At 57.1% G+C, this 22,698-nt stretch carries 22 protein-coding genes and 2 pseudogenes; 13 read left to right on the top strand and 11 right to left on the bottom strand.

The genetic code is table 11. The features are described 5' to 3' along the window. Nucleotides 1–166: 166 nt before the first annotated feature. A pseudogene (locus HHJ16_RS00980) lies at nucleotides 167–1,528 on the bottom strand (multicopper oxidase domain-containing protein); the annotation flags it as partial. Nucleotides 1,529–1,911: 383 nt separating this feature from the next. Between HHJ16_RS00980 and HHJ16_RS00975 the strand changes: the two are divergent. The 3 genes and pseudogenes from HHJ16_RS00975 to HHJ16_RS00965 all read left to right on the top strand — a co-directional run. Next, a pseudogene (locus HHJ16_RS00975) lies at nucleotides 1,912–3,000 on the top strand (IS256 family transposase); the annotation flags it as partial. Nucleotides 3,001–3,289: 289 nt separating this feature from the next. Continuing rightward, the gene (locus tag HHJ16_RS00970; protein WP_293639933.1) at nucleotides 3,290–3,463 is read left to right on the top strand and encodes a hypothetical protein; all 174 of its coding nucleotides are present in this window, start codon (nucleotides 3,290–3,292) and stop codon (nucleotides 3,461–3,463) included. Then, nucleotides 3,460–3,795 carry a hypothetical protein gene (locus HHJ16_RS00965; RefSeq protein ID WP_293639931.1) on the top strand — a complete coding sequence of 112 codons (336 nt, stop codon included), beginning with the start codon at nucleotides 3,460–3,462 and terminating at the stop codon, nucleotides 3,793–3,795. The genes HHJ16_RS00970 and HHJ16_RS00965 overlap by 4 nt, the downstream gene beginning before the upstream one ends. Before the next feature lie 102 nt (nucleotides 3,796–3,897). Here HHJ16_RS00965 and HHJ16_RS00960 read toward each other — a convergent pair whose 3' ends face one another. From HHJ16_RS00960 to HHJ16_RS00945, 4 genes are all read right to left on the bottom strand, one after another. After that, complete coding sequence (locus HHJ16_RS00960; protein WP_293639930.1) at nucleotides 3,898–4,854, bottom strand: PA2169 family four-helix-bundle protein; 957 nt, start codon at nucleotides 4,852–4,854, stop codon at nucleotides 3,898–3,900. 303 nt (nucleotides 4,855–5,157) lie between these two features. Beyond that, on the bottom strand, nucleotides 5,158–5,886 hold the full coding sequence (locus HHJ16_RS00955) for a glutathione S-transferase (protein ID WP_293639928.1): 729 nt from the start codon (nucleotides 5,884–5,886) through the stop codon (nucleotides 5,158–5,160). A 74-nt stretch (nucleotides 5,887–5,960) separates the two neighbouring features. Next, nucleotides 5,961–6,629 carry a DsbA family oxidoreductase gene (locus tag HHJ16_RS00950; RefSeq protein WP_293639926.1) on the bottom strand — a complete coding sequence of 223 codons (669 nt, stop codon included), beginning with the start codon at nucleotides 6,627–6,629 and terminating at the stop codon, nucleotides 5,961–5,963. 68 nt (nucleotides 6,630–6,697) lie between these two features. Then, nucleotides 6,698–7,861, bottom strand: a complete 1,164-nt coding sequence (locus HHJ16_RS00945; RefSeq protein ID WP_293639925.1) for an acyl-CoA dehydrogenase family protein — start codon at nucleotides 7,859–7,861, stop codon at nucleotides 6,698–6,700. Between the two features lie 135 nt (nucleotides 7,862–7,996). Between HHJ16_RS00945 and HHJ16_RS00940 the strand changes: the two genes are divergently transcribed. The 6 genes from HHJ16_RS00940 (at nucleotide 7,997) to HHJ16_RS00915 (ending at nucleotide 14,343) form a co-directional block, all read left to right on the top strand. Then, on the top strand, nucleotides 7,997–9,202 hold the full coding sequence (locus HHJ16_RS00940; RefSeq protein WP_293639924.1) for an acetyl-CoA C-acetyltransferase: 1,206 nt from the start codon (nucleotides 7,997–7,999) through the stop codon (nucleotides 9,200–9,202). Beyond that, nucleotides 9,203–11,362, top strand: a complete 2,160-nt coding sequence (locus HHJ16_RS00935; protein ID WP_293639923.1) for a 3-hydroxyacyl-CoA dehydrogenase NAD-binding domain-containing protein — start codon at nucleotides 9,203–9,205, stop codon at nucleotides 11,360–11,362. A gap of 34 nt (nucleotides 11,363–11,396) precedes the next feature. Further along, the gene (fabG, locus tag HHJ16_RS00930; protein ID WP_293639921.1) at nucleotides 11,397–12,140 is read left to right on the top strand and encodes a 3-oxoacyl-ACP reductase FabG; all 744 of its coding nucleotides are present in this window, start codon (nucleotides 11,397–11,399) and stop codon (nucleotides 12,138–12,140) included. Nucleotides 12,141–12,207: 67 nt separating this feature from the next. Further along, nucleotides 12,208–12,987, top strand: coding sequence for an MBL fold metallo-hydrolase (locus tag HHJ16_RS00925; protein WP_293639919.1), 780 nt, complete (start codon nucleotides 12,208–12,210; stop codon nucleotides 12,985–12,987). A gap of 199 nt (nucleotides 12,988–13,186) precedes the next feature. Then, nucleotides 13,187–13,762, top strand: coding sequence for a chromate transporter (locus HHJ16_RS00920; protein ID WP_293639918.1), 576 nt, complete (start codon nucleotides 13,187–13,189; stop codon nucleotides 13,760–13,762). Further along, nucleotides 13,759–14,343: a chromate transporter gene (locus tag HHJ16_RS00915; RefSeq protein WP_293639917.1), complete on the top strand. Its 585-nt coding sequence runs from the start codon at nucleotides 13,759–13,761 to the stop codon at nucleotides 14,341–14,343. Before HHJ16_RS00920 ends, HHJ16_RS00915 begins: the two co-directional genes overlap by 4 nt. Here the strand turns inward: HHJ16_RS00915 and rlmB are convergent. Next, nucleotides 14,335–15,096: a 23S rRNA (guanosine(2251)-2'-O)-methyltransferase RlmB gene (rlmB, locus tag HHJ16_RS00910; RefSeq protein ID WP_293639916.1), complete on the bottom strand. Its 762-nt coding sequence runs from the start codon at nucleotides 15,094–15,096 to the stop codon at nucleotides 14,335–14,337. The two genes, HHJ16_RS00915 and rlmB, sit on opposite strands and share 9 nt — an antisense overlap. Nucleotides 15,097–15,233: 137 nt before the next feature. Between rlmB and HHJ16_RS00905 the strand changes: the two genes are divergently transcribed. Together HHJ16_RS00905 and HHJ16_RS00900 are read left to right on the top strand one after the other, a co-directional pair. Beyond that, nucleotides 15,234–15,563, top strand: coding sequence for a cupredoxin domain-containing protein (locus HHJ16_RS00905; protein WP_293639915.1), 330 nt, complete (start codon nucleotides 15,234–15,236; stop codon nucleotides 15,561–15,563). Nucleotides 15,564–15,583: 20 nt separating this feature from the next. Beyond that, a complete protein-coding gene (locus HHJ16_RS00900; protein WP_293639914.1) occupies nucleotides 15,584–16,426 on the top strand; it encodes an FTR1 family protein in 843 nt (280 codons plus the stop codon). A gap of 32 nt (nucleotides 16,427–16,458) precedes the next feature. On the opposite strand, the gene HHJ16_RS00895 is transcribed toward HHJ16_RS00900, so the two are convergent. Beyond that, complete coding sequence (locus HHJ16_RS00895) at nucleotides 16,459–17,196, bottom strand: ABC transporter ATP-binding protein (RefSeq protein WP_293639912.1); 738 nt, start codon at nucleotides 17,194–17,196, stop codon at nucleotides 16,459–16,461. Here HHJ16_RS00895 and HHJ16_RS00890 point away from each other — a divergent pair. Both HHJ16_RS00890 and mnmH read left to right on the top strand, forming a co-directional pair. Further along, the gene (locus tag HHJ16_RS00890) at nucleotides 17,195–17,950 is read left to right on the top strand and encodes an arylesterase (protein ID WP_293639910.1); all 756 of its coding nucleotides are present in this window, start codon (nucleotides 17,195–17,197) and stop codon (nucleotides 17,948–17,950) included. The genes HHJ16_RS00895 and HHJ16_RS00890 overlap by 2 nt on opposite strands. Further along, on the top strand, nucleotides 17,947–19,005 hold the full coding sequence (mnmH, locus tag HHJ16_RS00885) for a tRNA 2-selenouridine(34) synthase MnmH (protein ID WP_293639909.1): 1,059 nt from the start codon (nucleotides 17,947–17,949) through the stop codon (nucleotides 19,003–19,005). Before HHJ16_RS00890 ends, mnmH begins: the two co-directional genes overlap by 4 nt. A 143-nt stretch (nucleotides 19,006–19,148) precedes the next feature. Here mnmH and HHJ16_RS00880 read toward each other — a convergent pair whose 3' ends face one another. The 4 genes from HHJ16_RS00880 to HHJ16_RS00865 form a co-directional block, all read right to left on the bottom strand. After that, nucleotides 19,149–19,334, bottom strand: a complete 186-nt coding sequence (locus HHJ16_RS00880) for a hypothetical protein (RefSeq protein ID WP_293639908.1) — start codon at nucleotides 19,332–19,334, stop codon at nucleotides 19,149–19,151. Nucleotides 19,335–19,390: 56 nt separating this feature from the next. Then, nucleotides 19,391–20,566, bottom strand: a complete 1,176-nt coding sequence (locus tag HHJ16_RS00875) for a PLP-dependent transferase (RefSeq protein ID WP_293639907.1) — start codon at nucleotides 20,564–20,566, stop codon at nucleotides 19,391–19,393. Between the two features lie 127 nt (nucleotides 20,567–20,693). After that, nucleotides 20,694–21,218: a phosphoribosyltransferase family protein gene (locus tag HHJ16_RS00870; RefSeq protein WP_293639906.1), complete on the bottom strand. Its 525-nt coding sequence runs from the start codon at nucleotides 21,216–21,218 to the stop codon at nucleotides 20,694–20,696. Nucleotides 21,219–21,296: 78 nt separating this feature from the next. Further along, nucleotides 21,297–22,637 (bottom strand): adenylosuccinate synthase, encoded by a 1,341-nt coding sequence (locus HHJ16_RS00865; protein WP_293639905.1) that lies wholly within the window; start codon nucleotides 22,635–22,637, stop codon nucleotides 21,297–21,299. Nucleotides 22,638–22,698 lie beyond the last annotated feature (61 nt).

Here is a 22,698-nt window from a genome sequence, read left to right as displayed (position 1 = left end):
TCCCAGGCGAAAAAAATGATCGCATGTTTGCGCGCCGGCGTGCGCTGCGCCCACGTATAGACATACACGGCTGCAATATGGTCTTCTACACAGCAGCGACAGGCAATGACCGCGGTGCTGTTCAATGCGAGAGACAATGCGATCGTCTTGCCCGAAAGTTAAACCTTCATTTGGCGGCTCCTGTTTTGCCTGGCTTGGCCTGCGCATCTATCCAGTGGAAATAGGCCAGGTATTGGGTAATTTCCTTGTCGCTCAGGCCCTGGTTCGGCATTGGGAGATTGTTGTACTCCTTGAGCAGGGCTTGGGCATCCAAATCAGTTTTCAGCATTTTTTCAGGCGATTTCAGCCACCGCGTCAGCCATTCATCGGTCCGCCTTGTGGTGACGCCGGCCATATCGGGTCCGAGTTTCTTCCCTTGTCCAACGGAATGGCAGGCCAGGCATTTGCTTTCAAACGCCAGTTTGGCCGATGCCGCTGCCGGCTCTTTCGGCACGGCGGTCGCTTCCATGTTGTGGTGTTCCAGTTCGCTTTCTTTCGGTTTGTCGATAGTCGAGATCAGGCCGATTGCACCTTGTGACGCATTGGCAAAGTGGTGATCCACCATGATGTAAGAGCCCGCTTCGGGAATGACCAGTTCAACAATTGCGCTACTGCTGGAACCCAGCAATACGGTTTGCATGCCCCGCAGTTGATTATCGGGGTTGCCGTCGAGCCAGACGCGGTCAAAAATAGTGCCAACCACGTGAAAGCTCGATGTTTTGCTGGGGCCCACGTTGAGCACGAATAGCCGCACTCGTTCGCCCGGTTTCGCGGGCAGAGGGTTTTTCACCATGCCATTGTGTACGCCGTTGAAGACGGTGTGTGAGGGTTGCGCTGCGCGCAGTTTTTCGCTATCCAACACATAGAGTGGCGCGCCATCGATTTGATGACCGTCCGGATCAGGCTTGACGTAAAACTCACTCTGAATGACCAAATATTCGCGATCAACTTTGGTCGGGTAGCCCTCACGCGGCTCCACAATCACGGCCCCGTACATACCTGAGGCAATGTGTTCCAGAATCATCGGCGTACCACAGTGGTACATGAAGACGCCGGGGTAGTTGAGTGTGAATTCGAACTCGATGGTCTGGCCCGGGGCCAGTGAACGATATTTGTCTTGCGGCGATACCATGGCCGCGTGAAAGTCCATTGAATGCATCATCGGTGCGGCCGCGAAAGTGATGCCAGGGACCGTCTCGTCGCTGCGGTTGGTCATGCTGAAACGGATTTTGTCGCCAACCCGCGCGCGGATGGCTGGGCCAGGAACCTGAGCGCCAAAAGTCCAGGCGCTGAATTTAACGCCGGGGGCGATTTCAATAATCCTGTGGATGGTGTCGATTTGCACCACTTTGACAGGCGATGGCTGCAGTGGCTTGAGTTCAGCCGTCATGTTCAATGATTCGCCACTAGCGAAAGGGCCGGTATGTCGGACCGACGAGAGTTTGGCCGGAGCAGGCTTGAGGTCCATCTTGCTCGGATCGTACCGATCTGTCACCAGAATTGGCGTCGGACTACAAGCGGTCAAGACAGCGGCGATGGCGCATCCGGTGACAAACCGAAAAACACGCTTGTACTTAAAACTTGAAGTCTTTCGATGACCCGGATTTTTTACCGCAAGGGACTGAACAATCTGATGATGGTGCACGGTTTTGTCCTGAAGATTGAGGTTGTTAATTAATTTAATTGTGAGAGGGTGAATGGAGATTCGCCGTGCGCTGCCGCACACACGTGACGCAATGGGCTAGGCGTTACTTGTGCTTTCTTTCGCCACAAACCGCAACGTGTTGACACCGACCGAAAACTGATCAGCTGTGGGTGCGGCGGAATTCTTGGACTGGGTTATGCCGTAAGTCCGAGGCTTGCTCGGTATTCGAAGGGACTGACCACATGGGTCATGACAAGAACCAGCTGGTGGCCAACAAGGCAGGCAACACCCGCAACGGGCGTAGCCAGAAAACGCTCAAAGGCGACTTTGGCTCACTGCCCATTGAAATCCCACGCGACAGAGCCGGGACGTTCGAGCCTCAACTCATCACCAAGCACCAGACCCGCAGGAAGCGGCTTTGACGACAAGATACTGTCGCTGTACGCACGGGGCATGACGGTGCGCGAGATTCAAAGCCATTTGCAGGAGATGTACGGCGCCGAGGTCTCGCCCACGCTGATTTCCTCGGTGACCGACGCCGTTCTGGATGAAGTCAAAGCCTGGCAGTCGCGCCCGCTCGATGCGCTGTACCCCCTCGTTTACATGAACTGCATTCACGCAAGGTGCGCGATAACGGTTCTGTGAGGGTCAAGGCCCTGTACCTGGCCATTGGCGTCAACCTGGAGGGCATGAAAGAGGTATTGGGCCTGTGGATGGCCCAAACGGAAGGTGCGAAGTTCTGGCTACAGGTGGTGACAGAGTTGAAGAACCGGGGTGTAGCTGACATCTTCATTGCCTGTGTGGATGGCCTGAAGGGCTTTCCCGACGCCATTGAGGCGGTGTTCCCCAAGACCGCCGTGCAGCTCTGCCTGGTGCACATGGTGCGCCACAGCTTGAACTTCGTCGGCTGGAAGCAGCGTAAGGAAGTCGCTGGCGATTTGCGGTTGATTTACACAGCGGCGACCGAAGACGGGGCCCTGCGCAGGCTCGCTGAGTTCGAGGGCAAATGGGATACCCAACTCGCCCCGATTAGCCAGTCCTGGCGGCGCAACTGGTCACGCTTGAGCTCGTTCTTTGACTACCCTGCAGACATCCGCAAAGTGATTTACACGACCAACGCCATTGAGTCGGTCAACATGAGCTTGAGGAAAATAACCAAGACCCGAGGCTCGTTTCCAACCGACGACGCCGTCTTCAAATTGTTCTACTTGGCGCTGAACAACATCAGCCAGAAATGGACTATGCCGATACGCGACTGGAAGGCTGCCTTGAATCGATTTACCATTCAGTTCGACGAGCGCATGCCGCGCGTCTAACTCAACCGCCGTTTACACAAAATTCGGGACACCCTCGAAAAGACCTTACCTCGATTTCCCAAGCCAACGCCACCATTTGACGTTCGAATCGGAAGCCAGATGCCGTCTTTCCTCTTCCGCTAGCGTCGATGAGCTGGCCCCCCGAGGCGGGCTGGAAGTTTCATTACAAAGCACCCCGCAGGACACTTGAGATTTGTAGGCGTTCGCCGCGAGTTGATGGGAGGCACTGGCGTGCCTCTTGGGGGCAGCCTATGATTTCCGTAGTCGAAGACGAACGTTTGGAGAAACCATGAAGCTTTACTTGCCACTGCTATTGGTCACCTTACTGCTATGCGGCTGCCCGGACGCCAGACTACCCAAACCTCCCTCCAAAGCGCCGGAACCGAAAGCGGTACCCAATGCGCTGTACGCCCCAATCGATCTCCCCATCCAGAATCGAATGTTTCAACTCACCGCCGCATGAGCGGTGGTGCAAATAGATTCATTAAAGTGCTGCTGGCAGCAGCCTTGGTGATGCTCAGTGCCTGCTCGCTGCCCTCGCCTACCGGGGATCCTGTCGTTCACAAACTGAGTGTGGCCGGTCAGCCCTACTTGTTGCGCCAACTCACGGCCGGAACCTGGACCGCGTCTGCGCCGGGCGAGGCGAGTCTGGTTTCGAGCACTTCGCTGAACAGAGCCGCGCTGCTTCAGGCCATCGAAAAAATCTCTGGATGCAAAGTGACCGACAGCGACTACTCTCATCAAGGTGCGCAATTGGATGCTCAAGTTGATTGCGCCAGCCATTTGAAAAATTAGCCTGCTGGACTTTCCAGGAAGTGGCAGGACAAAAAAATTGCTCGAATTCGTTGCCCATTGAATGACAGCAACGAACGGCGACTAAGACGCTTTGAATAGCCGTTAACGAGACACGTTTGAAGTGTCGCGCAGGGCTTTTACTTGGTCATGGTTGCGCTGGGCGCCTTGTGCTTGCCGCTCCACCACTGTTTTGATGGCCGGTGGCAAATTTTCCTTCAGTGCCTTGCGGTATGACGCTACGGCAGAGTCTTCCCCACGCTCGCACTCGTCCAACATGGCCTGATCCGTGTAACCGCCGAGCGTACCGCGAACGGAAACCCAGCCCCGGTGCAACGCTCCGGTCATGGACCCGCCTTCGTCCGCCTCTCCACCCAACTGGCCGATCAGGGTTTGAAGTTCGACCCCGGCGGCCCGACATTCATCGGCGTGCCGGACCAGAAGCGTTTTAATGTCTGGCCCCTGCGTGTGCTCGGCGCATTCGCGGAAGCCATATTCGCCATCGCGGCAGGCTTCCAGCAGGTCATTGAGGGTATCCACCACATCGTTGTTGTCCGTGACCTCTGCGATGTGGCCGGTATTCAAAGAGACCGCGGTGCGTTGTGCTTCAACATGGTCCCAAGCCGCGCGACTGGCAACTCGGGCTTGCGGCCAAGCCAATGCAGACCCTTCCTTTTTCTCGTCCCATTGGGTAGCGAGTCGGCTTTCGGATTCATTAAATGTACCGATGTACTCCGTGCGTCCGTTCATCCCAAGCCGATAAGCGGGCGCATAGTCGTCAAACGGACGGCCTGCCTCGTAGTAAGGTTCGTGGACGTGGTTTTCGCGCCAGTAGGCTTCTTCAGCGGTCGGGTTGACTGTTTCAGCTGCTGCCTTACCGCCCAGCCCGCCAGCGACAACGCCAACCACGCCACCTGCCAAGGCACCTACTGGACCGCCAAACACACCGGCCGCCGCCCCCACTGCGGCACCGCCCAGCGCAGCTCCCACGCCAGTGCCCAGCGGATGAGCACCCGGTTCTTTGCTGATGGGATCCAGATTCAGATCGCTTTCTGTTGCCATGATGAGTCCCTTCGACGATTGTTAAAAACGCAGTTTGCGCAGATGGTGAAAAGCACAAGTTTTTTATGCCTGTGTTTTTACAGCTTGTTGTCCTATCGTGGCGCGCACCGGAAGGTACGGGGGTCAGGCAAGCTCAGGCAGGGTTGTAGGAGAACCCCGCGCAGGCCGCAAAGTGCGGTCAAAGGCCTCAAAACCAAAAAGAAAGTTCGATAGTCTTGACTACTCGCAGCCTCGCGCAATGCCCAGATTGAATTAAAACGGCTGGGCGAAGCGTTTGAATAAATAGCGTGACTATTTTTAAAACTAGCGGTCCAGCTCCGGGTAGTGGCGAAAGATGCCATCTTCATTGAAAGCGATTCTCCGCTCGCTGCCCAAGTAGTCTGCCAGCCGCTTATGCTGAGCTACGCTTGTATGAAGAGCGGCAACCTGCGGCGCTTTTTTAAGTGCTCGCTGCGTCGCCTTCGGAAAGGCATATAGCAAGCCATCGACTAGCTGGAACAGCGACAGATCAGCGTAGCTCAACCGCCCACCGACCAAATGGGTAGCGCCCCGGGGATTGCGCTGCAATACGTTTTCGAACCAGGCCAAATATTTGGGTACCCGAGCCTGGCGAAACTCTTTGGCGCGTTTCGCCGCCTCTTTCTTTTGGTCTTCGTAATACAGCCCAGTGCCGACCGGATGGTGCGTGTCATGGGCCTCGGCAACGACGTCGGCAATCGTCAATTGAAGCTGATGGGTCCAAAGCCGCTGGGTCTCACTCTTGCCCACCAAGCCCAGACGGGGACCCAGATACAGCAAGATTGCCGCAGTCTGGCCCACGATGACCTTGCCATCAATTAAAAACGGCGGAGCGAATGGCGGCCGCACCTGATCAGGACTCTCGATGAAATACATCATGGCGGCCATGCCCTGTCCTTCACCCTCGCAACCGCGCGCCACATCGACATAATCGGCATTCGCGGCCTCCAGCGCCAATCGCACAAACTCACCGCGTCCCTGAATGGTGGGCCAATAGTGAAGTTCAAAGGACATGGAAGCTCCTTCAGTGGATGAAAGTGAACGAAGTCGTTGCTTAAGGCGGATAAGGTGGCAAAGCAGCCTCGGTCTTAACCGGCTGCAGCAATCTGGCGCAAGGCCTGCTCAAATACCGCTGCGGGCTGCCCACCGGAGATCAAATGACGGTCATTAATGATGATGGCCGGAACAGAATGAATGCCTTGACTCAAGTAAAACTGTTCACGTTCGCGCACTTCCTCAGCGAAAGCGTCTGAGTCCAGGATCTCGCGGGCGCGCGCGACGTCAAGACCTACCTCCCCCGCCAATCGCACCAGAACATCGTGCGAAGCCGGACTTTGCCCGTCCGTGAAGTAAGCTTTGAAGAGCGCTTCTTTCAGCGCTTTTTGTTTGCCTGCATCAACGATCTCAGCCCAGTGCAGCAACCGGTGTGCGTCAAACGTGTTGTAAATGCGGTTACGGCCCCCACCGGACTCATCCGACGCGCTGAACTTGAAGCCGACTTGCGCGCCACGTTGGCGGATGTTCTCGCGATTGACGTGCGCTTGCTCCGGCGTGATGCCGTATTTCTCGGAGATGTGCTCAGTGATGTCCTGCCCGTCTGGCCCCATGCCGGAGTTCAGTTCGAAGGGCTGGAAATGCAGTTCGGCGGTGATATCAGCACTCACGCTCGCAAGTGCCTGATCTAGCGACTTCAGGCCAATCACGCACCAGGGGCAGGAAATGTCGGAGACAAAATCGATTTTGAGTGGGATGGTCATTTTGCAAGTGTCCGGTAAAAACTACGGTTGAGTACACATGGGGACATACAGCCCCATTTCAAAGCGGGCTAACGCGCACCCATCCCCATCGATCTCGAAATCACCTCTTTCATGATCTCGTTGGTGCCGCCGTAAATACGCTGCACGCGAGCGTCGGCGTAGGCACGGGTGATGGGGTACTCCCACATATAGCCGTAACCTCCGAAGAGCTGAACACATTCGTCCATGACCTTGCATTGCAAGTCGCTACACCAGTATTTGGCCATGCTGGCCGTGGCGGTGTCGAGCTTGTCTTGAACGATCAACTCGACGCATTTGTCAACAAATACACGGGCCACCTGGACTTCGGTCTGCAGCTCGGCCAGTGTGTAACGCGTATTCTGGTAGCTGGCCACCGGCTGGCCAAACACCTTGCGCTCTTTCACATACGCCAGTGTCCAATCGATCGCGGCTTGCGCTGACGCCACCGCAGTGATAGCGATTTGAAGACGCTCCCAAGGCAACTGCTGCATCAGGCAGATGAAGCCCTTGTTCTTGTACGCCTCGCCACCCAACAGGTTGTCTTGAGGGATTTTCAAGTCTGCAAAGAAAAGTTCGGACGTATCCTGCGCCTTGAGGCCTAGCTTTTTCAGCCGCTTGCCGACTTCGAAGCCCGGCATACCGCGCTCTACCAGCAACAAGCTGGTTCCCTTGGCACCCGCCGCCGGGTTGGTTTTGGCGACCACGATCACCAGATCTGCATGCCACCCGTTGGTGACAAAGGTTTTACTGCCGTTGAGCAGGTAGCTGCCGTCGCCCTGCTCCATCGCCGTGGTTTTGATGCCCTGCAGATCAGAACCTGCCGCCGGCTCGCTCATTGCAATGGCGCCAACCATGTTGCCGCTGGCCAATTGGGGAAGGTACTTCTGTTTCTGCGCCTCGGTGCCGTAATGAAGAATGTAAGGCGCCACAATTTCACTGTGAAGCCCATAGCCAATGCCCGTGAAGCCGCCACGCGCCAGCTCTTCCATCTGAACGACAGCGTAGAGCGCGTCCGCACCTGAGCCCCCATAGACTTCAGGCATGGACATGCACAGAAAGCCGTTGTCACCGGCCTTGCGCCACACGGCGCGGTCTACGTAGCCTTGCTCCTCCCATTGCGCGTGAAACGGGGCGATTTCCTTCTCCATGAAGCGGCGGAAGGCCTCGCGAAAGGATTCGTGGTCGGGGGTAAAGAGGCTGCGTTCGATCATGGAGTTACCTTGATGGCTAAAAAGTGGTTAGTGCTTGGGTTGAACTGCGCTTATTTATACAAAGCGATTGCTTTGTGAAATGAATATACTTCAACAGCACTTTGCCTGTTCCACGGCATCTCAAGGAAAGCCACCATGACCGAAGCATTTATCTACGACGCCATCCGCACGCCCCGTGGCAAAGGCAAAAAGGACGGCAGCTTGCATGAAGTCAAGCCGGTGAATCTGCTGGCCGGCGTGCTAACTGAGCTGCAGCGCCGCAACGGTTTTGATACCGCGGCGGTCGATGATGTGGTGATGGGCGTGGTATCGCCAGTGGGCGAACAAGGCGCGGTCATTGCCAAGGTGGCGGCGCTCAAGGCCGGTTGGGACTTCCAGGCCTCTGGCGTCCAGATCAACCGCTTTTGTGCGTCTGGTCTGGAGGCCGTCAACATGGCTGCACAAAAAGTGCGCTCGGGTTGGGAGGATCTGGTGGTCGCAGGCGGCGTAGAAAGCATGAGCCGGGTGCCACTGGGCACCGACGGGGGCGCTTGGGCGCAGGACCCGGAAACCAACAGCGCCACGCTGTTCGTACCTCAAGGCATTGGCGCCGATTTGATTGCGACGATGGAGGGATTTAGTCGGGCCGACGTGGACGCCTTTGCCCTGGAGAGCCAGCTTCGCGCAGCCAAGGCGCGTGAGGCGGGCTACTTCGACCAATCGGTCGTTGCGGTCAAGGACTTTCTGGGCCAAATCATTCTGGACCAGGACGAGTTCATCAAGCCCCACACCACCCTGGATGGCCTGGCGCAACTCAAACCTGCGTTTGAACAGTTGGGGGCGATGGGCTTCGATCAGGTGGCCTTGCAACGCTACCCTCAAGTCGAACGCATCCATCACGTACACCACGCCGGAAACTCATCAGGCCTTGTGGATGGCGCTGCGGCAGTGCTGATCGGTTCTGAAGCCGCAGGCAAGACCCATGGCCTCAGCCCTCGGGCACGCATTGTGGCGGCGGCTCTCAGCGGTGCCGACCCCACCATCATGCTAACCGGGCCCATGCCGGCTGCGCGCAAGGCGCTGGTTAAAGCGGGCATGACGATCGACCAGATCGACCTCTTTGAAGTGAACGAAGCTTTCGCTGCCGTGGTCATGCGCTTCATGAAAGAGATGAAGGTCTCGCACGACAAGGTCAACGTGAATGGCGGTGCCATTGCCATGGGCCATCCGCTGGGTGCCACCGGCGCAATGATTCTAGGAATGCTGGTGGACGAACTACATCGGCGCAAGCTGCGTTACGGCATGGCCACGTTGTGTGTAGGTGGCGGCATGGGGATTGCGACCATTGTGGAAAGAATTTAAATGAAAACCATCCACTACACGCTTCAGGACGAATCTTTTGGCAAGGTGGCCACCATCCTGTTTGATGAGCCAGACTCCTCGGTCAACACCATGTGCGCTCAGTGGCAGGAGGATTTGAGCGAAGTGACTGCCCAGGTGCTCAACGATAAGGAGGCCCTCGGCGGAATAATTTTGGCCTCTGGCAAAAGCACTTTTTTCGCAGGAGCAGACCTCAAGGCCGTGATGCGCTTGCTATCTACCGACGCAGCCCGGGTCTTTGCCGAGGTGGAGCGTATGAAAAAGAACTTTCGCACGCTTGAAACATTGGGCAAACCCGTGGTCAGCTGCCTCAACGGCGCCGCGCTCGGGGGTGGCTGGGAGGTCGCGCTCATAGGCCACCACCGGATCGCGGTAGATGATTCCCGCACGCAGTTTGGCTTGCCCGAAGTTACGCTGGGCCTATTGCCTGGCGCTAGCGGCATAACCAAAATGACGCGCCATTTGGGCCTGATGGGCGCCCAGCCGTACTTGCTTGAAGGCAAACTCTTTGGCCCGCGTGAAGCGCTTGAGTTGGGTCTGGTACATGAGCTGGTAACGAGTGACAGTGAACTCCGCGCGAGAGCGCTGGCATGGATTGCCGATCACGCAACCGCGCAACATCCATGGGACGCCAAAAACTACAAAATTCCGGGAGGCACACCGGCACACCCAAAAATTGCCGAGGCGCTTAGTGTTGCACCGGCGCTGCTCAAAAAACAGACACGCGGGCTTTACCCCGCCCCCGAAGCCATCCTCGCCTGCATGGTCGAAGGGGCCCTGGTTGATATGAACACGGCCTTGCGCATCGAAAGCCGCTACCTGGCCAAGTTGCTGACCGGCACCAATGCCAAGGCCATGATCAACACCTTTTTCTTTAATCTGAACACGCTTAAGTCGGGTCAGTCGCGGCCCAGCGGGTTTCCAAAATTCAAGCCGCAGAAAGTCGGCATTTTGGGCGCGGGCATGATGGGTGGGGGCATCGCTTTCGCCCAGGCCAGCAAAGGCATTGCTACCATTCTGAAAGATGTGAACCACGACAAGGCCGAGGCAGGAAAAGCCTACAGCACCCAGCTGACGCAGATTCGTGTGGCAGCAGGCCGCGTGAGCGTGTACGACCAGACCGCCCTGCTATCGCGCATTACGGCGACGGAACAGGCTTCGGATCTGGCGGGCTGCGACATTATTATTGAGGCCGTATTTGAGCAGCGCGACCTCAAGGCCAAAGTCACTCGGGAGGCCGAACCCTTCTTAGCCCCAGGTGGTTTTTTCGCCTCGAACACCTCGACCTTACCCATCAGTAGTCTGGCCACAACGAGCGCCCGACCTGAAAAATTTATCGGCCTCCATTTTTTCAGCCCGGTCGACAAGATGAAGCTGGTCGAAATAATCCGGGGCCAGCAGACCGATAACGAAACCGTGGCCCGCGCCTTTGACTATGTACTGGCTCTCGGCAAGCTGCCGATTGTGGTAAACGATTCCCGCGGCTTCTACACCAGTCGCACCTTTGGCACCTACGTCATGGAAGGCGCGGCCATGCTGGGCGAAGGCATTCCTGCTGCGGTAATTGAAAATGCAGGCCTTCAGACGGGCATGCCGGTTGGGCCGCTCGCGGTCCTCGATGAAACCTCACTGTCGTTGAGCGTTCAGGTACTTGACCAAACGCGGGCCGACTTTTCTGCCGAAGGCCGTGCTTACCTTGCAACGAAGGGGGAACTGCTGGTGGAGCGCATGGTCAGGGAGTTCAAGCGCAACGGCCGCGCTGTCGGTCAGGGGTTTTATAACTACCCGACCCAGCGTGGCGGCAAAAAATCGCTCTGGCCCGAGCTAAAAGTTCTGTTTGAAAAACCGGAAGCGACTTGGGACATCACCGAGTTAAAAGACCGTCTGCTTTACCGCCAGGCCATTGAAACTGCTCGCTGTTTGAGCGAAGGCGTACTGACCAGCGTGCAGGATGCCAATATTGGCTCGATTTTCGGTATCGGATTCCCGGCCTGGACCGGCGGCGCGATGCAGTTCATCTACAGCATGGGCATAAACTCCTTCATCAGGCGGTGTGATGAACTGGCCGCCAAATTTGGATCGGGCTTTGCCCTGACCCGCGCCGTTCAAGCGGCCATCCGAGAACACCAACCAGTTTATTGAATTTACCTACCGACTTGATTTTTTCTGGAAAAATATGCAACGACTCCACGACAAGGTAAGCATCATCACCGGCGCGGCACAAGGCATTGGCCTGGCTACGGCCCTCAAGTTTGCGCAGGAAGGCGCTATCGTTATCGTGTGTGACGTGAATCAGACCGCAATTGGCGACGCCGTCAAACAGTGTGAGGCACTGGGCGCCCAGGCGATCGGCTATGTGATGGACGTGACGCAGCGCGCTTCAGTAGATGCCGTGGTGGGCAAAGTCAAAGAGCAGTTTGGCCGCATCGACGTTTTGGTCAACAACGCCGGCATCACGCAAGACGCGCGTTTGCAAAAAATGACGCTGGAACAATTCGACCGCGTCATCGATGTCAACCTGCGCGGTGTGTTTCATTGCGCGCAGGCGGTTGCCGACACCATGACGGCGCAAGGCAAAGGGGTGATCCTCAATGCCAGTTCGGTGGTGGGTATTTATGGCAACTTCGGTCAGACCAACTATGCCGCGAGCAAATTCGGTGTCATCGGCTTCACCAAAACCTGGAGCCGTGAACTCGGCCCCAAGGGAGTGCGTGTGAATGCCGTGGCTCCGGGTTTTATCACCACCCCCATGCTCAGCACCGTCCCTGCCAACATTTTGAAAGACTTGGCAGCCCGCGTGCCACTCAAGCGTTTGGGTCAGCCCGAAGAAATTGCCAACGTCTACGCTTTTCTGGCGAGTGATGAAGCCAGCTACGTCAATGGCGCGGTAATTGAGGTGTCCGGTGGTATGTCAGTTTGATCGCTATGCAAACGTCAATGACCACGGGCAAAGGAGTAACCGGGTCGCTACCCGTAGGAAGCTTCGCATGAGTTTGCCCCTGGCCAAGCGGTGGTTCGAACGGCGCGTTGTGGACGTTGACCTGACCTTGATCTGGGAGCCACATGTTCATCCCCTGCTCCGGTGCAATATCTGGCATCTCCGAGGACGCGCGGCCGACCTCTTGGTAGATACCGGCTTGGGGGTGGCTAGCCTGCGCACCGCGGCCCGCGATCTTTTCGACAAATCATTGATGGCGGTGGCGACCCACGCCCATGCCGACCATGTCGGGAGTCTGCACGAGTTCGACGCCCGTTTGATCCACAGGGATGAAGCTGCCAGCCTATTAAAGGGTCGGGAGTCCTATTCGCTGGATCTCGCCGACTATGACGCCCCCTCCCGCGCCAGGCTCGCGCGGGTCGGCTACGACATCTCCGGTGGCTTGCTCACAGCCGCCCCTCACCAGGGCTACCTGCCTGGCAACCATCGCCAACAAGGGGTTGAACCGACGCGGGTTCTGGTCGAAGGCGATGTGGTCGATTTGGGGGATCGGGCATTTGAAGTGCTGCATCTGCCCGGCCACTCACCGGGAAGCATCGGTCTTTGGGAGGCCGCGACAGGCCTCTTGTTTTCTGGCGATGCTATCTACGATGGGCCGCTGCTGGACGAAATTCCCGGCGCAGACATCGCTGTTTACCGACACACCATGGAGCGCCTGCTCACCTTGCCGGTAAGCACCGTGCACGGCGGCCACGATGGGAGTTTCGGTGCTGAGCGCCTGGCCCAGATCGCGCAGGCCTACTTGCGCCGCACTGACCGTCTGGGCTGAGCCTTGTAAATATGCCCGGGCTCGAAATCGGATTTGCAGTAATAACGATCGAACCGTTGTACTGCCAGGTTTCAGTGGTCGTTCTCTTTCAATCCCGTAAATAGCGAAGACTATGCTCTTTTCATAATAGGATTTAGAGGCTTGCGGCCACCCGCTCCCGTCGCCCCAATGCTTTGCTTAAGCGGCGATAATCGCGCGGATGAATTCTCTGCCTTCCGAAGATCATCCGCGACCCCACTCCCTGACCGACCTCTTTGTTTCATTTACCTTGTTGGCGCTGCAGGGCTTTGGTGGCGTGCTAGCTATTGTTCAGCACGAATTGGTGGAAAAAAAGCGCTGGATGACACGCGAGGAGTTTATTGAAGAATGGGCGGTGGCCCAAATCATGCCGGGGCCTAACGTCGTGAATCTTTCGATGATGATTGGCGGGCGGTACTTCGGCTTAAAAGGTGCCTTGACGGCGCTGGCCGGTATGCTGACGGTGCCCTTGATCATTGCGCTGCTGCTGGCACTGATTTATGCCCGATTCGCCGATTACCCTGGGGTGGCGGGCGCCCTGCGCGGCATGGCCGCCGTGGCTGCGGGGCTGATTGGCGCTACCGGCCTCAGGTTGCTTGCTGGCTTGAAAACCAACGTGTTGGGTGTGCGCCTTTGCGGTGTGTTTGGCACGCTTTGCTTTGTAGCCGTCGCCTTGCTGCGCTGGCCGCTGGTCTATGTACTCCTCGGTCTGGGGTGCGTCGCTTGCGTCCTGGCATTTCGCAAACTCAAGCGATGACCGAAGCAATTCACCTTGTGTTCAGAGCGCAGGACTGGTTGAACCTGTTTTTACACTACTTGTCGCTGTCGCTTCTTTCCATCGGTGGCGCCATCACGACTGCGCCTGACATGCACCGTTTTTTGGTTTCGCAGCAGCACTGGCTGACCGACGCGCAGTTCAACGCGTCCATCGCCATTGCACAAGCGGCACCCGGACCCAACGTGCTGTTTGTCGCCCTGTTAGGCTGGAATGTCGGGTTAAACGCTGGCGGCATTGTCACCGGACTGCTGGGTGTTTTTGTCACCATGCTGGGCATCATGATTCCCAGCACGACGCTGGCCTACAGCGCAGCGCAATGGAGTCATCGAAACCGAGAATTGCGGGCAGTGCGCGCTTTCAAGCAGGGTATGGCACCCATTGTGGTGGCTCTGCTAATTGCCACCAGCTGGATTCTGGCCAGTGCCAACGGCAGTTCTCTGAAAGACTGGCCCGTGTGGCTGGTAACGGCGGCCACCGCCGTGATCGTATGGCGAAGCAAGATTCACCTGCTCTGGTTACTCGGTGCAGGCGCCCTGCTCGGCTGGTTCGGCTTAATCTGAAACCACATTGCGCTGCCGCAGTGCCTCATACAGGCAGACGCCGCTAGCGACCGAAACATTGAGACTTTCCACCGCGCCGCGCATCGGTATGCGGACCAGTTCGTCGCAGGTTTTTCGCGTGAGCTGACGCATGCCTTCGCCTTCCGCGCCTAGCACCAGAGCCACTGGACCCTTGAGGTCAACCTCGTAAATCGTTTTAGGCGCATCGTCGCTGGTGCCGATACACCAGATATTTCGCTCCTTGAGTTCACCCAGGGTTCTGGCTAAATTGGTGACCATGAAATAGGGTACGGTCTCGGCTGCGCCACTGGCGACCTTTGCCACCGTCGCGTTGATGCCCGCCGCGTGGTCTTTGGGCGCAATCACTGCATGGGCGCCCGCGCCGTCGGCCACGCGCAGGCAGGCACCGAGGTTGTGCGGGTCGGTCACGCCATCGAGCACCAGCAGCAGCGGTTGTTCGATGCCTGCGGCTTCCAGTTGCTCCAGCAACTCATCGAGCGACTTGACTTGGGGTACCGCATCCACGCGGGCCACTACGCCCTGATGGCCATGGCTGCCGCACATTTTGGCTAACCGCAGTCCGTCAGACTCAATCAGCCGCACACCGGCTTCACGGGTTCTGTCAGTGAACTGACGCATGCGGGCGTCCCGACGGGAGACATCGAAAAAAACCTCCAGCACCGACTTGGGAGCGGTTTTGAGACGTACGCCGACTGCATGAAAGCCAAAAAGCACTTTAGGGATAGAAGACATACACAATTATCGCCGCTTCAACACGTCAGACCGTATGCCGTCGGTTGAACCAGTAAATGCTGCAATCAATAGAAAAAGCAACTTGCGTTTTTCAATGAGAATCATTATCATTAGCATCTAATTTGAAGGAACTAGCAATGAAACGTTTGTTGTCGATCACTCTCTTGGCATTTTCTGCCGGCACCGCTTTTGCCGCTGCAGGGGAATTTACGCTGACTATCAAGGATCACGCCTTTCAGCCGAAAGAGATCAGCATCCCTGCGCAAAAGAAAATCAAGCTGCTGGTGGTGAACAAGGACGGCACACCGGCAGAGTTTGAAAGCAAAGCGCTAGGTCGTGAGAAAGTCATTCTTGGCAACTCCACCGGCACAATCAACCTAGGCCCCCTACAGCCTGGTCGCTATTCTTTCGTCGAGGAGTATCACGAAAACGACGCAGCCGCACAAGGCACCATCATTGTCGAATGAGACGCTAACCAGGAGCCCCCATGTTTGCCGCTGCCCTCATCGTTTTTCGTGAATCATTAGAAGCCTCGCTGATCATCAGCATCATGGCTGCCGCCACCCGCGGGATACCCTCGCGTGCGCGCTGGATAGTCACGGGAATTCTCGCTGGGCTTACCGGCGCTGCACTGGTGGCATCGAGCATGGGTCTGATTTCCAACTTGGCCAGCGGGATGGGCCAGGAATTGTTTAATGCTGGCATCCTGACGCTGGCCGTTGGCATGCTTGCTTGGCACAATATCTGGATGTCGGTCCATGGCCGCGAGATGGCGGCACAGGCACTGAATACTGCACGCGAAATCAATGACGGCACGCGCGAACGTTCAGTGATCTTCCTCGTTGTAGCGTTGGCGGTTTTGCGCGAAGGCTCGGAGACGGTACTGTTTCTTTACAGCTTGGCCACCGGCAGTGAAAACGGGTTGCGCACCACAATCGGCGGTGGCCTGAGCGGTCTGGCAGGTGGCTTGCTGGTGGGCGGTCTGCTGTATGCCGGGCTGCTCCGCATTCCACTGCGCTGGTTCTTCTCGATTACCGGCATTTTAGTGCTGCTGCTAGCCGCTAGCATGGCCTCGCAGGCGGCGCGCTTTCTGATTCAGGCCGATGTGCTGCCGAGCCTCGGGGCGCCGCTGTGGGATACCTCTAACCTACTGGCCCAGACGACGGCGGTCGGAACGCTTCTACACGGACTGATCGGTTACGACGCCCAACCGGCCGGTATGCAAATTGTGTTTTATGTAGTGGTCCTGATTGCCATTGGTGCCGGAATGCGCTGGATGGCACCACGCGCACACCACGGAGCAAAGCGGGGTCAGCCAGTTCTGCCGTGATGACTAGCTCATGCACATGAGCCCGCTTTGGATCAAGCCGCGGGTACAACAACCTGCCCCGCCTCGATGGTGATGCGTCTTTGGCACCGCGCAGCAATTGCTTGGTCGTGTGTGACCAGCACCAGCGTCGTGCCGAGTTCCTGATTCAACTCAAACATGAGCTGCATGACCGTCTCGCCGGTGGCAAAATCCAGGCTCCCCGTTGGTTCATCGGCCAGCAGTACGGCAGGCTTGACAACAAAAGCCCGCGCCAACGCCACGCGCTGCTGCTCACCACCCGACAGTACTTTGGGATAATGTCCGAGTCGCTCACCCAGTCCGACCCGTTTAAGCATGTCGGTTGCCAGCGAGCGAGCATTTTGTGCACCAGCCAGTTCCAGCGGAAGCATGACGTTTTCAAGCGCTGTCAAATTGCCCATCAGTTGAAAGTTCTGGAATACAAAGCCGACTTTATGAGCCCGCAAAGCGGCTCGGTCGTCCTCGCTGATAGCAAACAGGTCTTGCCCGGCGAGGCGCACGGTGCCTTGGGTTGGCGTGTCCAGCCCGGCGATGATGGACAGCAGAGTGCTCTTACCCGAGCCGGACGCGCCCACAATGGCAGCGGTTTCGCGTGGGCTAAGCGTAAAGTCGATATCGCGCAGAATGGTGAGCGTACCGGTGGAATCGGTTACTGACTTGAAAACATGCTCAACGGAAATAATCGCGGCGCTTGCAGAGATCGGGGATGTCAGAGAAGCGTCTTTAAAGACGGAAACCACAGGTTCAAACATGTCAGCCTTATCAGAAAACTTGAAACTTACTTTTGCAGACTGTAGCAAGCTTGGGCCTGCGATGGGAAACCGCTGGGTAAACCCGGTTGGCGTGCTATTAATCGCTGCGGTGTTGGGCCTACCTTTGCTGGCTCAAGCGCAGGCGCCGGCACCCCCCCCCTCCGCCACCGCCAAGGTCGAAAACTCGGTCAGACCCGCTCAGACCATTTTGGTGGTTGGCGATTCTCTCAGCGCTGAATACGGACTTAAGCGCGGGACGGGGTGGGTGCCTTTGTTAGACAAACAGTTGGCTAGCGAAACGAGGAACGCGAAAGTTATTAACGCCAGCATTAGCGGAGACACCACCTCTGGCGGGCGCTCGCGCCTGCCGGCCCTGCTGACGCTACATCGTCCCAGTACCGTGGTGATCGAGTTAGGTGGCAACGATGCCCTTCGCGGTTTGCCGCTGGACATGACTGAAAAAAACCTGTTGGCGATGGCGCAGGCGTCTAAAAAAGCGGGGGCCAAAGTGCTGTTGATCGGGATGCAGGTGCCACCCAACTATGGCGGTGCTTATGCCGCGGGCTTTGCGAGTCTTTTTCTCAAAGTGGCCAAAGCTGAAAAGGTGGCCCTTGTGCCTTTCTTACTCAAAGGCATTGCCGATGGGGAGGACGCGGCCAGCCACTTTCAACCCGACCGTATTCACCCCAACGAGCAATCACAACCCAGCATGCTGGCCAACGTATGGCCTGAATTAAAGAAGATTATCAAGTGAGTCTTGAACTTATTTCAGCGCAGGAAGCACTTGGCAAGCTGGCCAGTTTTTCCATGGTGATTGACGCTAGAAGCGAAGGAGAATACGCAGAAGATCGCTTGCCCGGTGCCGTGAACTGGCCCAGCTTGCATGATGAAGAGCGAAAAATCGTGGGTACGCAATACAAGCAGATCAGCCAGTTCGAGGCAAAAAAGCTGGGCGCTGCCTTGGTGGCCAAAAACATTGGTGCGCACATTGAACGCCACGTGCTGGACAAGCCCCGTGAATGGCGGCCGCTGGTGTATTGCTGGCGCGGCGGCAAACGCAGCGGCTCACTGGCCCTGATTCTTGACCAGATAGGTTTTAAGGTCACGCTAATTGAGGGAGGGTACAAGGCCTTCAGGGCGGCTCTGGTGGTTGATTTACCGAAATTGGCAGCGCAACACAGCTACTTGGTCGTTTGCGGAACTACAGGTTCGGGTAAGACCCGTCTACTGCAGGCGCTGGCTGCGCAGGGCGCGCAGGTGCTGGATCTTGAAGCGCTGGCGAACCATCGCAGTTCTGTGCTGGGGCTGATTCCAGGTCTGCCGCAGCCCAGCCAGAAAGCTTTTGACCGCCATATCTGGACCGTCTTGCGGAGCTTTGACTCGGCACGACCGGTCTACATTGAGAGTGAAAGCAAAAAAGTCGGCAACCTGACTGTGCCTGAAGGGCTGATCGCTGCTATGCGCGCCAGCCCTTGCTTGCAGATGGAGTTGGCCGAAGACGAACGGGTGGCGCTGCTACTTGAAGACTACGATTTCTTTGTCAAAGACATCGAATTTTTCTGCGAACGCCTCGTCGCCTTGACGGAGGCGCGGGGCAAGGAAACGGTGCACGATTGGCAGACTCGCGCGCGCAGTGGTGACGTCGCTTCTGTGGTTCGCGAATTGCTGGTAAAGCACTACGACCCGGTCTACCTGCAGTCGATGCGGCGTAACTTCGAGCACTATGAAACGGCTCGACTTATTTCGCCTTGCGACCACAGCGTGGGCGCCATGACAGCGTTGGCGCAGACCCTGCTACCCCAGCCCTGAATAAAAAAAACCGGCGTCACTTTCTGCAAATGATGCCGGGTCGCCTGAAACAGCGCAGCTATTAAGCCAATATATAGATGATTAAAACCGTATTGGCTCCGGTGTGCGCATCTTCAGTCTGTCGTAGTAAGTGACCCGACGATTCAGGATGCTGACTCTGCAGGCGGTGAACCGGGCTGGCCGTCAGCAGGAGCGTCCGACGCGTCAGCACTTTCGTCCGTCATATCGTCTGGCTTACCGTCGACTTTGCGCTTGAGTTTGTCTTCCTTTTTGCGTTTTTTCGCAAGCTCTTTCTGGCGCTTTTCGTAGGAATAATTGGGAGTTGCCACAGGATGCTTTCGTGAATAATTAACCCTAACTGTACTGCATTGCCATCAGGTGTTGATCATGCCTTATCCAGTGCTTGAGCCAGGTCTGCCTGCAGATCTGCGACGGCCTCCAAGCCCATCGAAAAGCGCACCAGAACCCCCTTGTGCGGCCATGTCGTTCCGCGCATCGCCGCAAGGTTGTAGGGAACAACGAGACTGACTGGTCCACCCCAGCTGTAGCCCAGCTTGAAGAGGTTGAGGCTGTCGCAAAAGTGGTTTACCTGGTCGACGCTGTAGCGTTCGTGAAACACCACGCTGAACAACCCCGCCGCCTGGCCTGTGTGGCACACGGCTTTCCAGTGTTCATGGCCGGGCGACGCCTTTAGTGCAGGATGCAGCACCTGCACAATTTCAGGCCGCGATTGGAACCATTCGGCCAGCGCGCGACCGCTGCGATCGTGGGCTTCGTAGCGCAAGGCAATACTCGGCAGGGAGCGCAGCACCGTTTCGACATCGTTGGCGCCCACCCCCACGCCCATGCGCATGTGCGTACCCTTGATACGCAGATGAAGCGCCTCGTCGCGCGTGATGATGCTGCCCATCAATACGTCGCCGCCACCGCTCGGGTATTTGGTCAGGGCCTGGACGGAAATGTCCACCGCTTCGCCGCGCATGTCGAAGGCATTGAAGGCAAGGCCTGCGCCCCATGTGTTGTCCAGCGCGCAGATCACCCCGCGAGCGTGGCAGATGCGCACCATTTCCACCAGGTCGGGAAACTCCATCGTTACCGAGCCGGGCGCTTCCAGCCATACCAGCCGGGTTTTGTTGCTAATCCGGGCGGCTAAATCGGCGGGGCTCATAGCACCGTAAAGCTGATGACTGATGCCCCAGGCCACCAATTCGCCCTCTGACAACGCCTTGCTGGGGCCGTAAACGTTATTCGGAATCAGCATCTCGTCGCCCGTCTTCAGGAGGGCCATGTCCACCAATGCAATGGCACTCAGGCCGCTGCTGGCCAGCACACACTGCAAGCCGCCCTCCAGCGTGCATAGGCGCTCCTCCAGGGTGAAGGTGGTGGGTGTGCCATGCAGGCCGTAGGTGTAACCCGCTTTTTGCCGCCAGTCGCGGCTGTGCATGGCGGCGACATTGGGAAAAATGACGGTAGACGCCTTGAAAACGCCCGGCTGTGGTGCCGTGAACCCTAGCGGAGGCAGGTAGGGGTGATGGATCAGTTCAGTGGTTTTATCGCGCATGCCCGAATGGTATCAAGTTGCTGTCGTTCTGCGCCGTGCAGACTGGCTCCCGCCAAGCTGCGGTCGCGGGTTACGTTTAGCCTGGCGTAACTGATGACTTAAACTTTTTGCCGGGGTGACGCAAAAATCAAATTGTCCATTTGTCCCTGAGCTGCTCCGGGCGCATGCTGTCGTAGCTTTCGAAAGGTTGGTGAATCCAGGGATTGGTCGGAAGTAAGTCCACGAAATAGTCCGGCGTGAAGTTCGACACTCCCTTAGTCCAGATTACCGCGCTGCGTAGCTCGGTTATGGGCTTGTAATTATTGCGCAGCTGATGAATCACCATATTCAAGGTGTGTCCCGAATCAGCCAGATCGTCCACCAGCAGGACCCTGCCGGCGATCTCCCCCTTAGGCGTGGTGATGAAGCGCGCAATGTCGAGATTGCCCTGCAGCGTGCCGGAATCGGCGCGATACGAGCTGGTGGACATGATGGCCAGCGGCTTGTCAAAAATACGCGAAAGAATGTCACCCGGACGCATGCCGCCACGCGCCAGACACAAAATGGTGTCGAACTGCCAATCGGACTGGTAAATCTTGATTGCCAACTTCTCAATCAGGTTGTGATATTCGTCATAGCTGACGTAGAGATGTTTGCCGTCCTCGGTCAACATGAAGATACTCCTGTTTTGATAGCTGGTTTCGCCCATTTCAGAGGGGCTAAATATTTATTTGACACAAATCTTGGAAGTTCAGGCAACGTAGGGGTTGCGCAGCAGGATGGTATGGTCTCGGTCCGGGCTGGTAGAAATCATGTCGATAGGCACGCCGGTGATTTCTTCAATTCGCCGGAGATAGTGTTGCGCCGCAGCCGGCAACTGCGCATATTGCGTGACGCCCACTGTGCTTTGGGTCCAGCCGGGCAGGGTTTCGTAAATTGGCTTGCAGCGGGCGATGTCATCGGCGCCCATGGGCAGGATGTCGGTAATGTGGCCGTCCAGTTCATACCCGGTGCAGAGCTTTAATTCCTCGATACCGTCGAGGACGTCGAGCTTTGTAATACACAGGCCCGACAGACCGTTGACTTGGGCAGAGCGCTTCAGCAAGGCCGCATCGAACCAGCCGCAGCGGCGGCTCCGCCCGGTGGTGACGCCTTTTTCCGCGCCGACATTGCTGAGATGGTAGCCGACAGTGCCAGGTTTTTCCCAGTCCAGCTCGGTCGGGAACGGCCCTCCCCCAACGCGGGTGCAGTAGGCCTTGGTAATGCCCAGGATGTAGTGCAGCATGCCTGGGCCCACACCCGCGCCGGCGGAGGCATTGCCCGCCACGCAATTGCTGGAGGTTACAAACGGGTAGGTACCATGGTCCACGTCGAGCAAGGTCCCTTGGGCACCCTCAAATAGCAAATTGGCACCCTCGCGGTTCGCGTCGTTAAGCTCGCGTGAAACGTCGGCCATCATGGGCTTGAGTAGTTCGGCGTGCCGCATCGCCTCCAGGTACACAGTGTCAAAATCAATCGCTGGGGCATTCAAATAGCCGGTCAGCACAAAATTGTGCAAGTCCAATAGTTCGCGAAGTTTGGTTGCAAAGCGCTCTGGATATTTGAAGTCCTGTACACGCAGGGCACGGCGGCCAATTTTGTCCTCGTAAGCGGGACCAATGCCGCGGCCGGTGGTACCAATCTTCGCGATACCGCCTTGCTCTCGGAACGCTTCGCGGGCAATATCGAGTGCCGCGTGGAAAGGCAGGATCAGCGGGCAGGCTTCGCTGATGCGAAGGCGCGAGCGCACTTCCACGCCAGCCTTCTCAAGTCCCTCAATCTCTTCGAACAGTTTGGCCGCCGACAGCACCACACCATTGCCGATGTAACACTTGACACCCGGGCGCATGATCCCGCTAGGAATCAAGTGCAAGGCGGTCTTGATGCCATTGATAACCAACGTATGACCGGCATTGTGGCCGCCCTGAAAGCGAACTACGCCCTGCGACATTTCAGTGAGCCAGTCGACCAGCTTACCTTTGCCCTCATCACCCCATTGGGTACCCACAACCACGACATTGCGGCCTGCGGTAGCGGTTTGTTTATTTGTCATCTTCAGTTTTTCATTAAGGTTCGAGGGGAAAGAGCCGACTGGGATCAGGATCTTCTTGTCG

Origin of the sequence: Polaromonas sp. (genome assembly GCF_012927485.1) — a bacterium.
In the GTDB taxonomy this organism is placed as follows: Bacteria; Pseudomonadota; Gammaproteobacteria; order Burkholderiales; family Burkholderiaceae_C; genus Polaromonas.
Note: the sequence above shows the minus strand (reverse complement) of the source record. Positions and strands in the feature narration are given on the sequence as shown.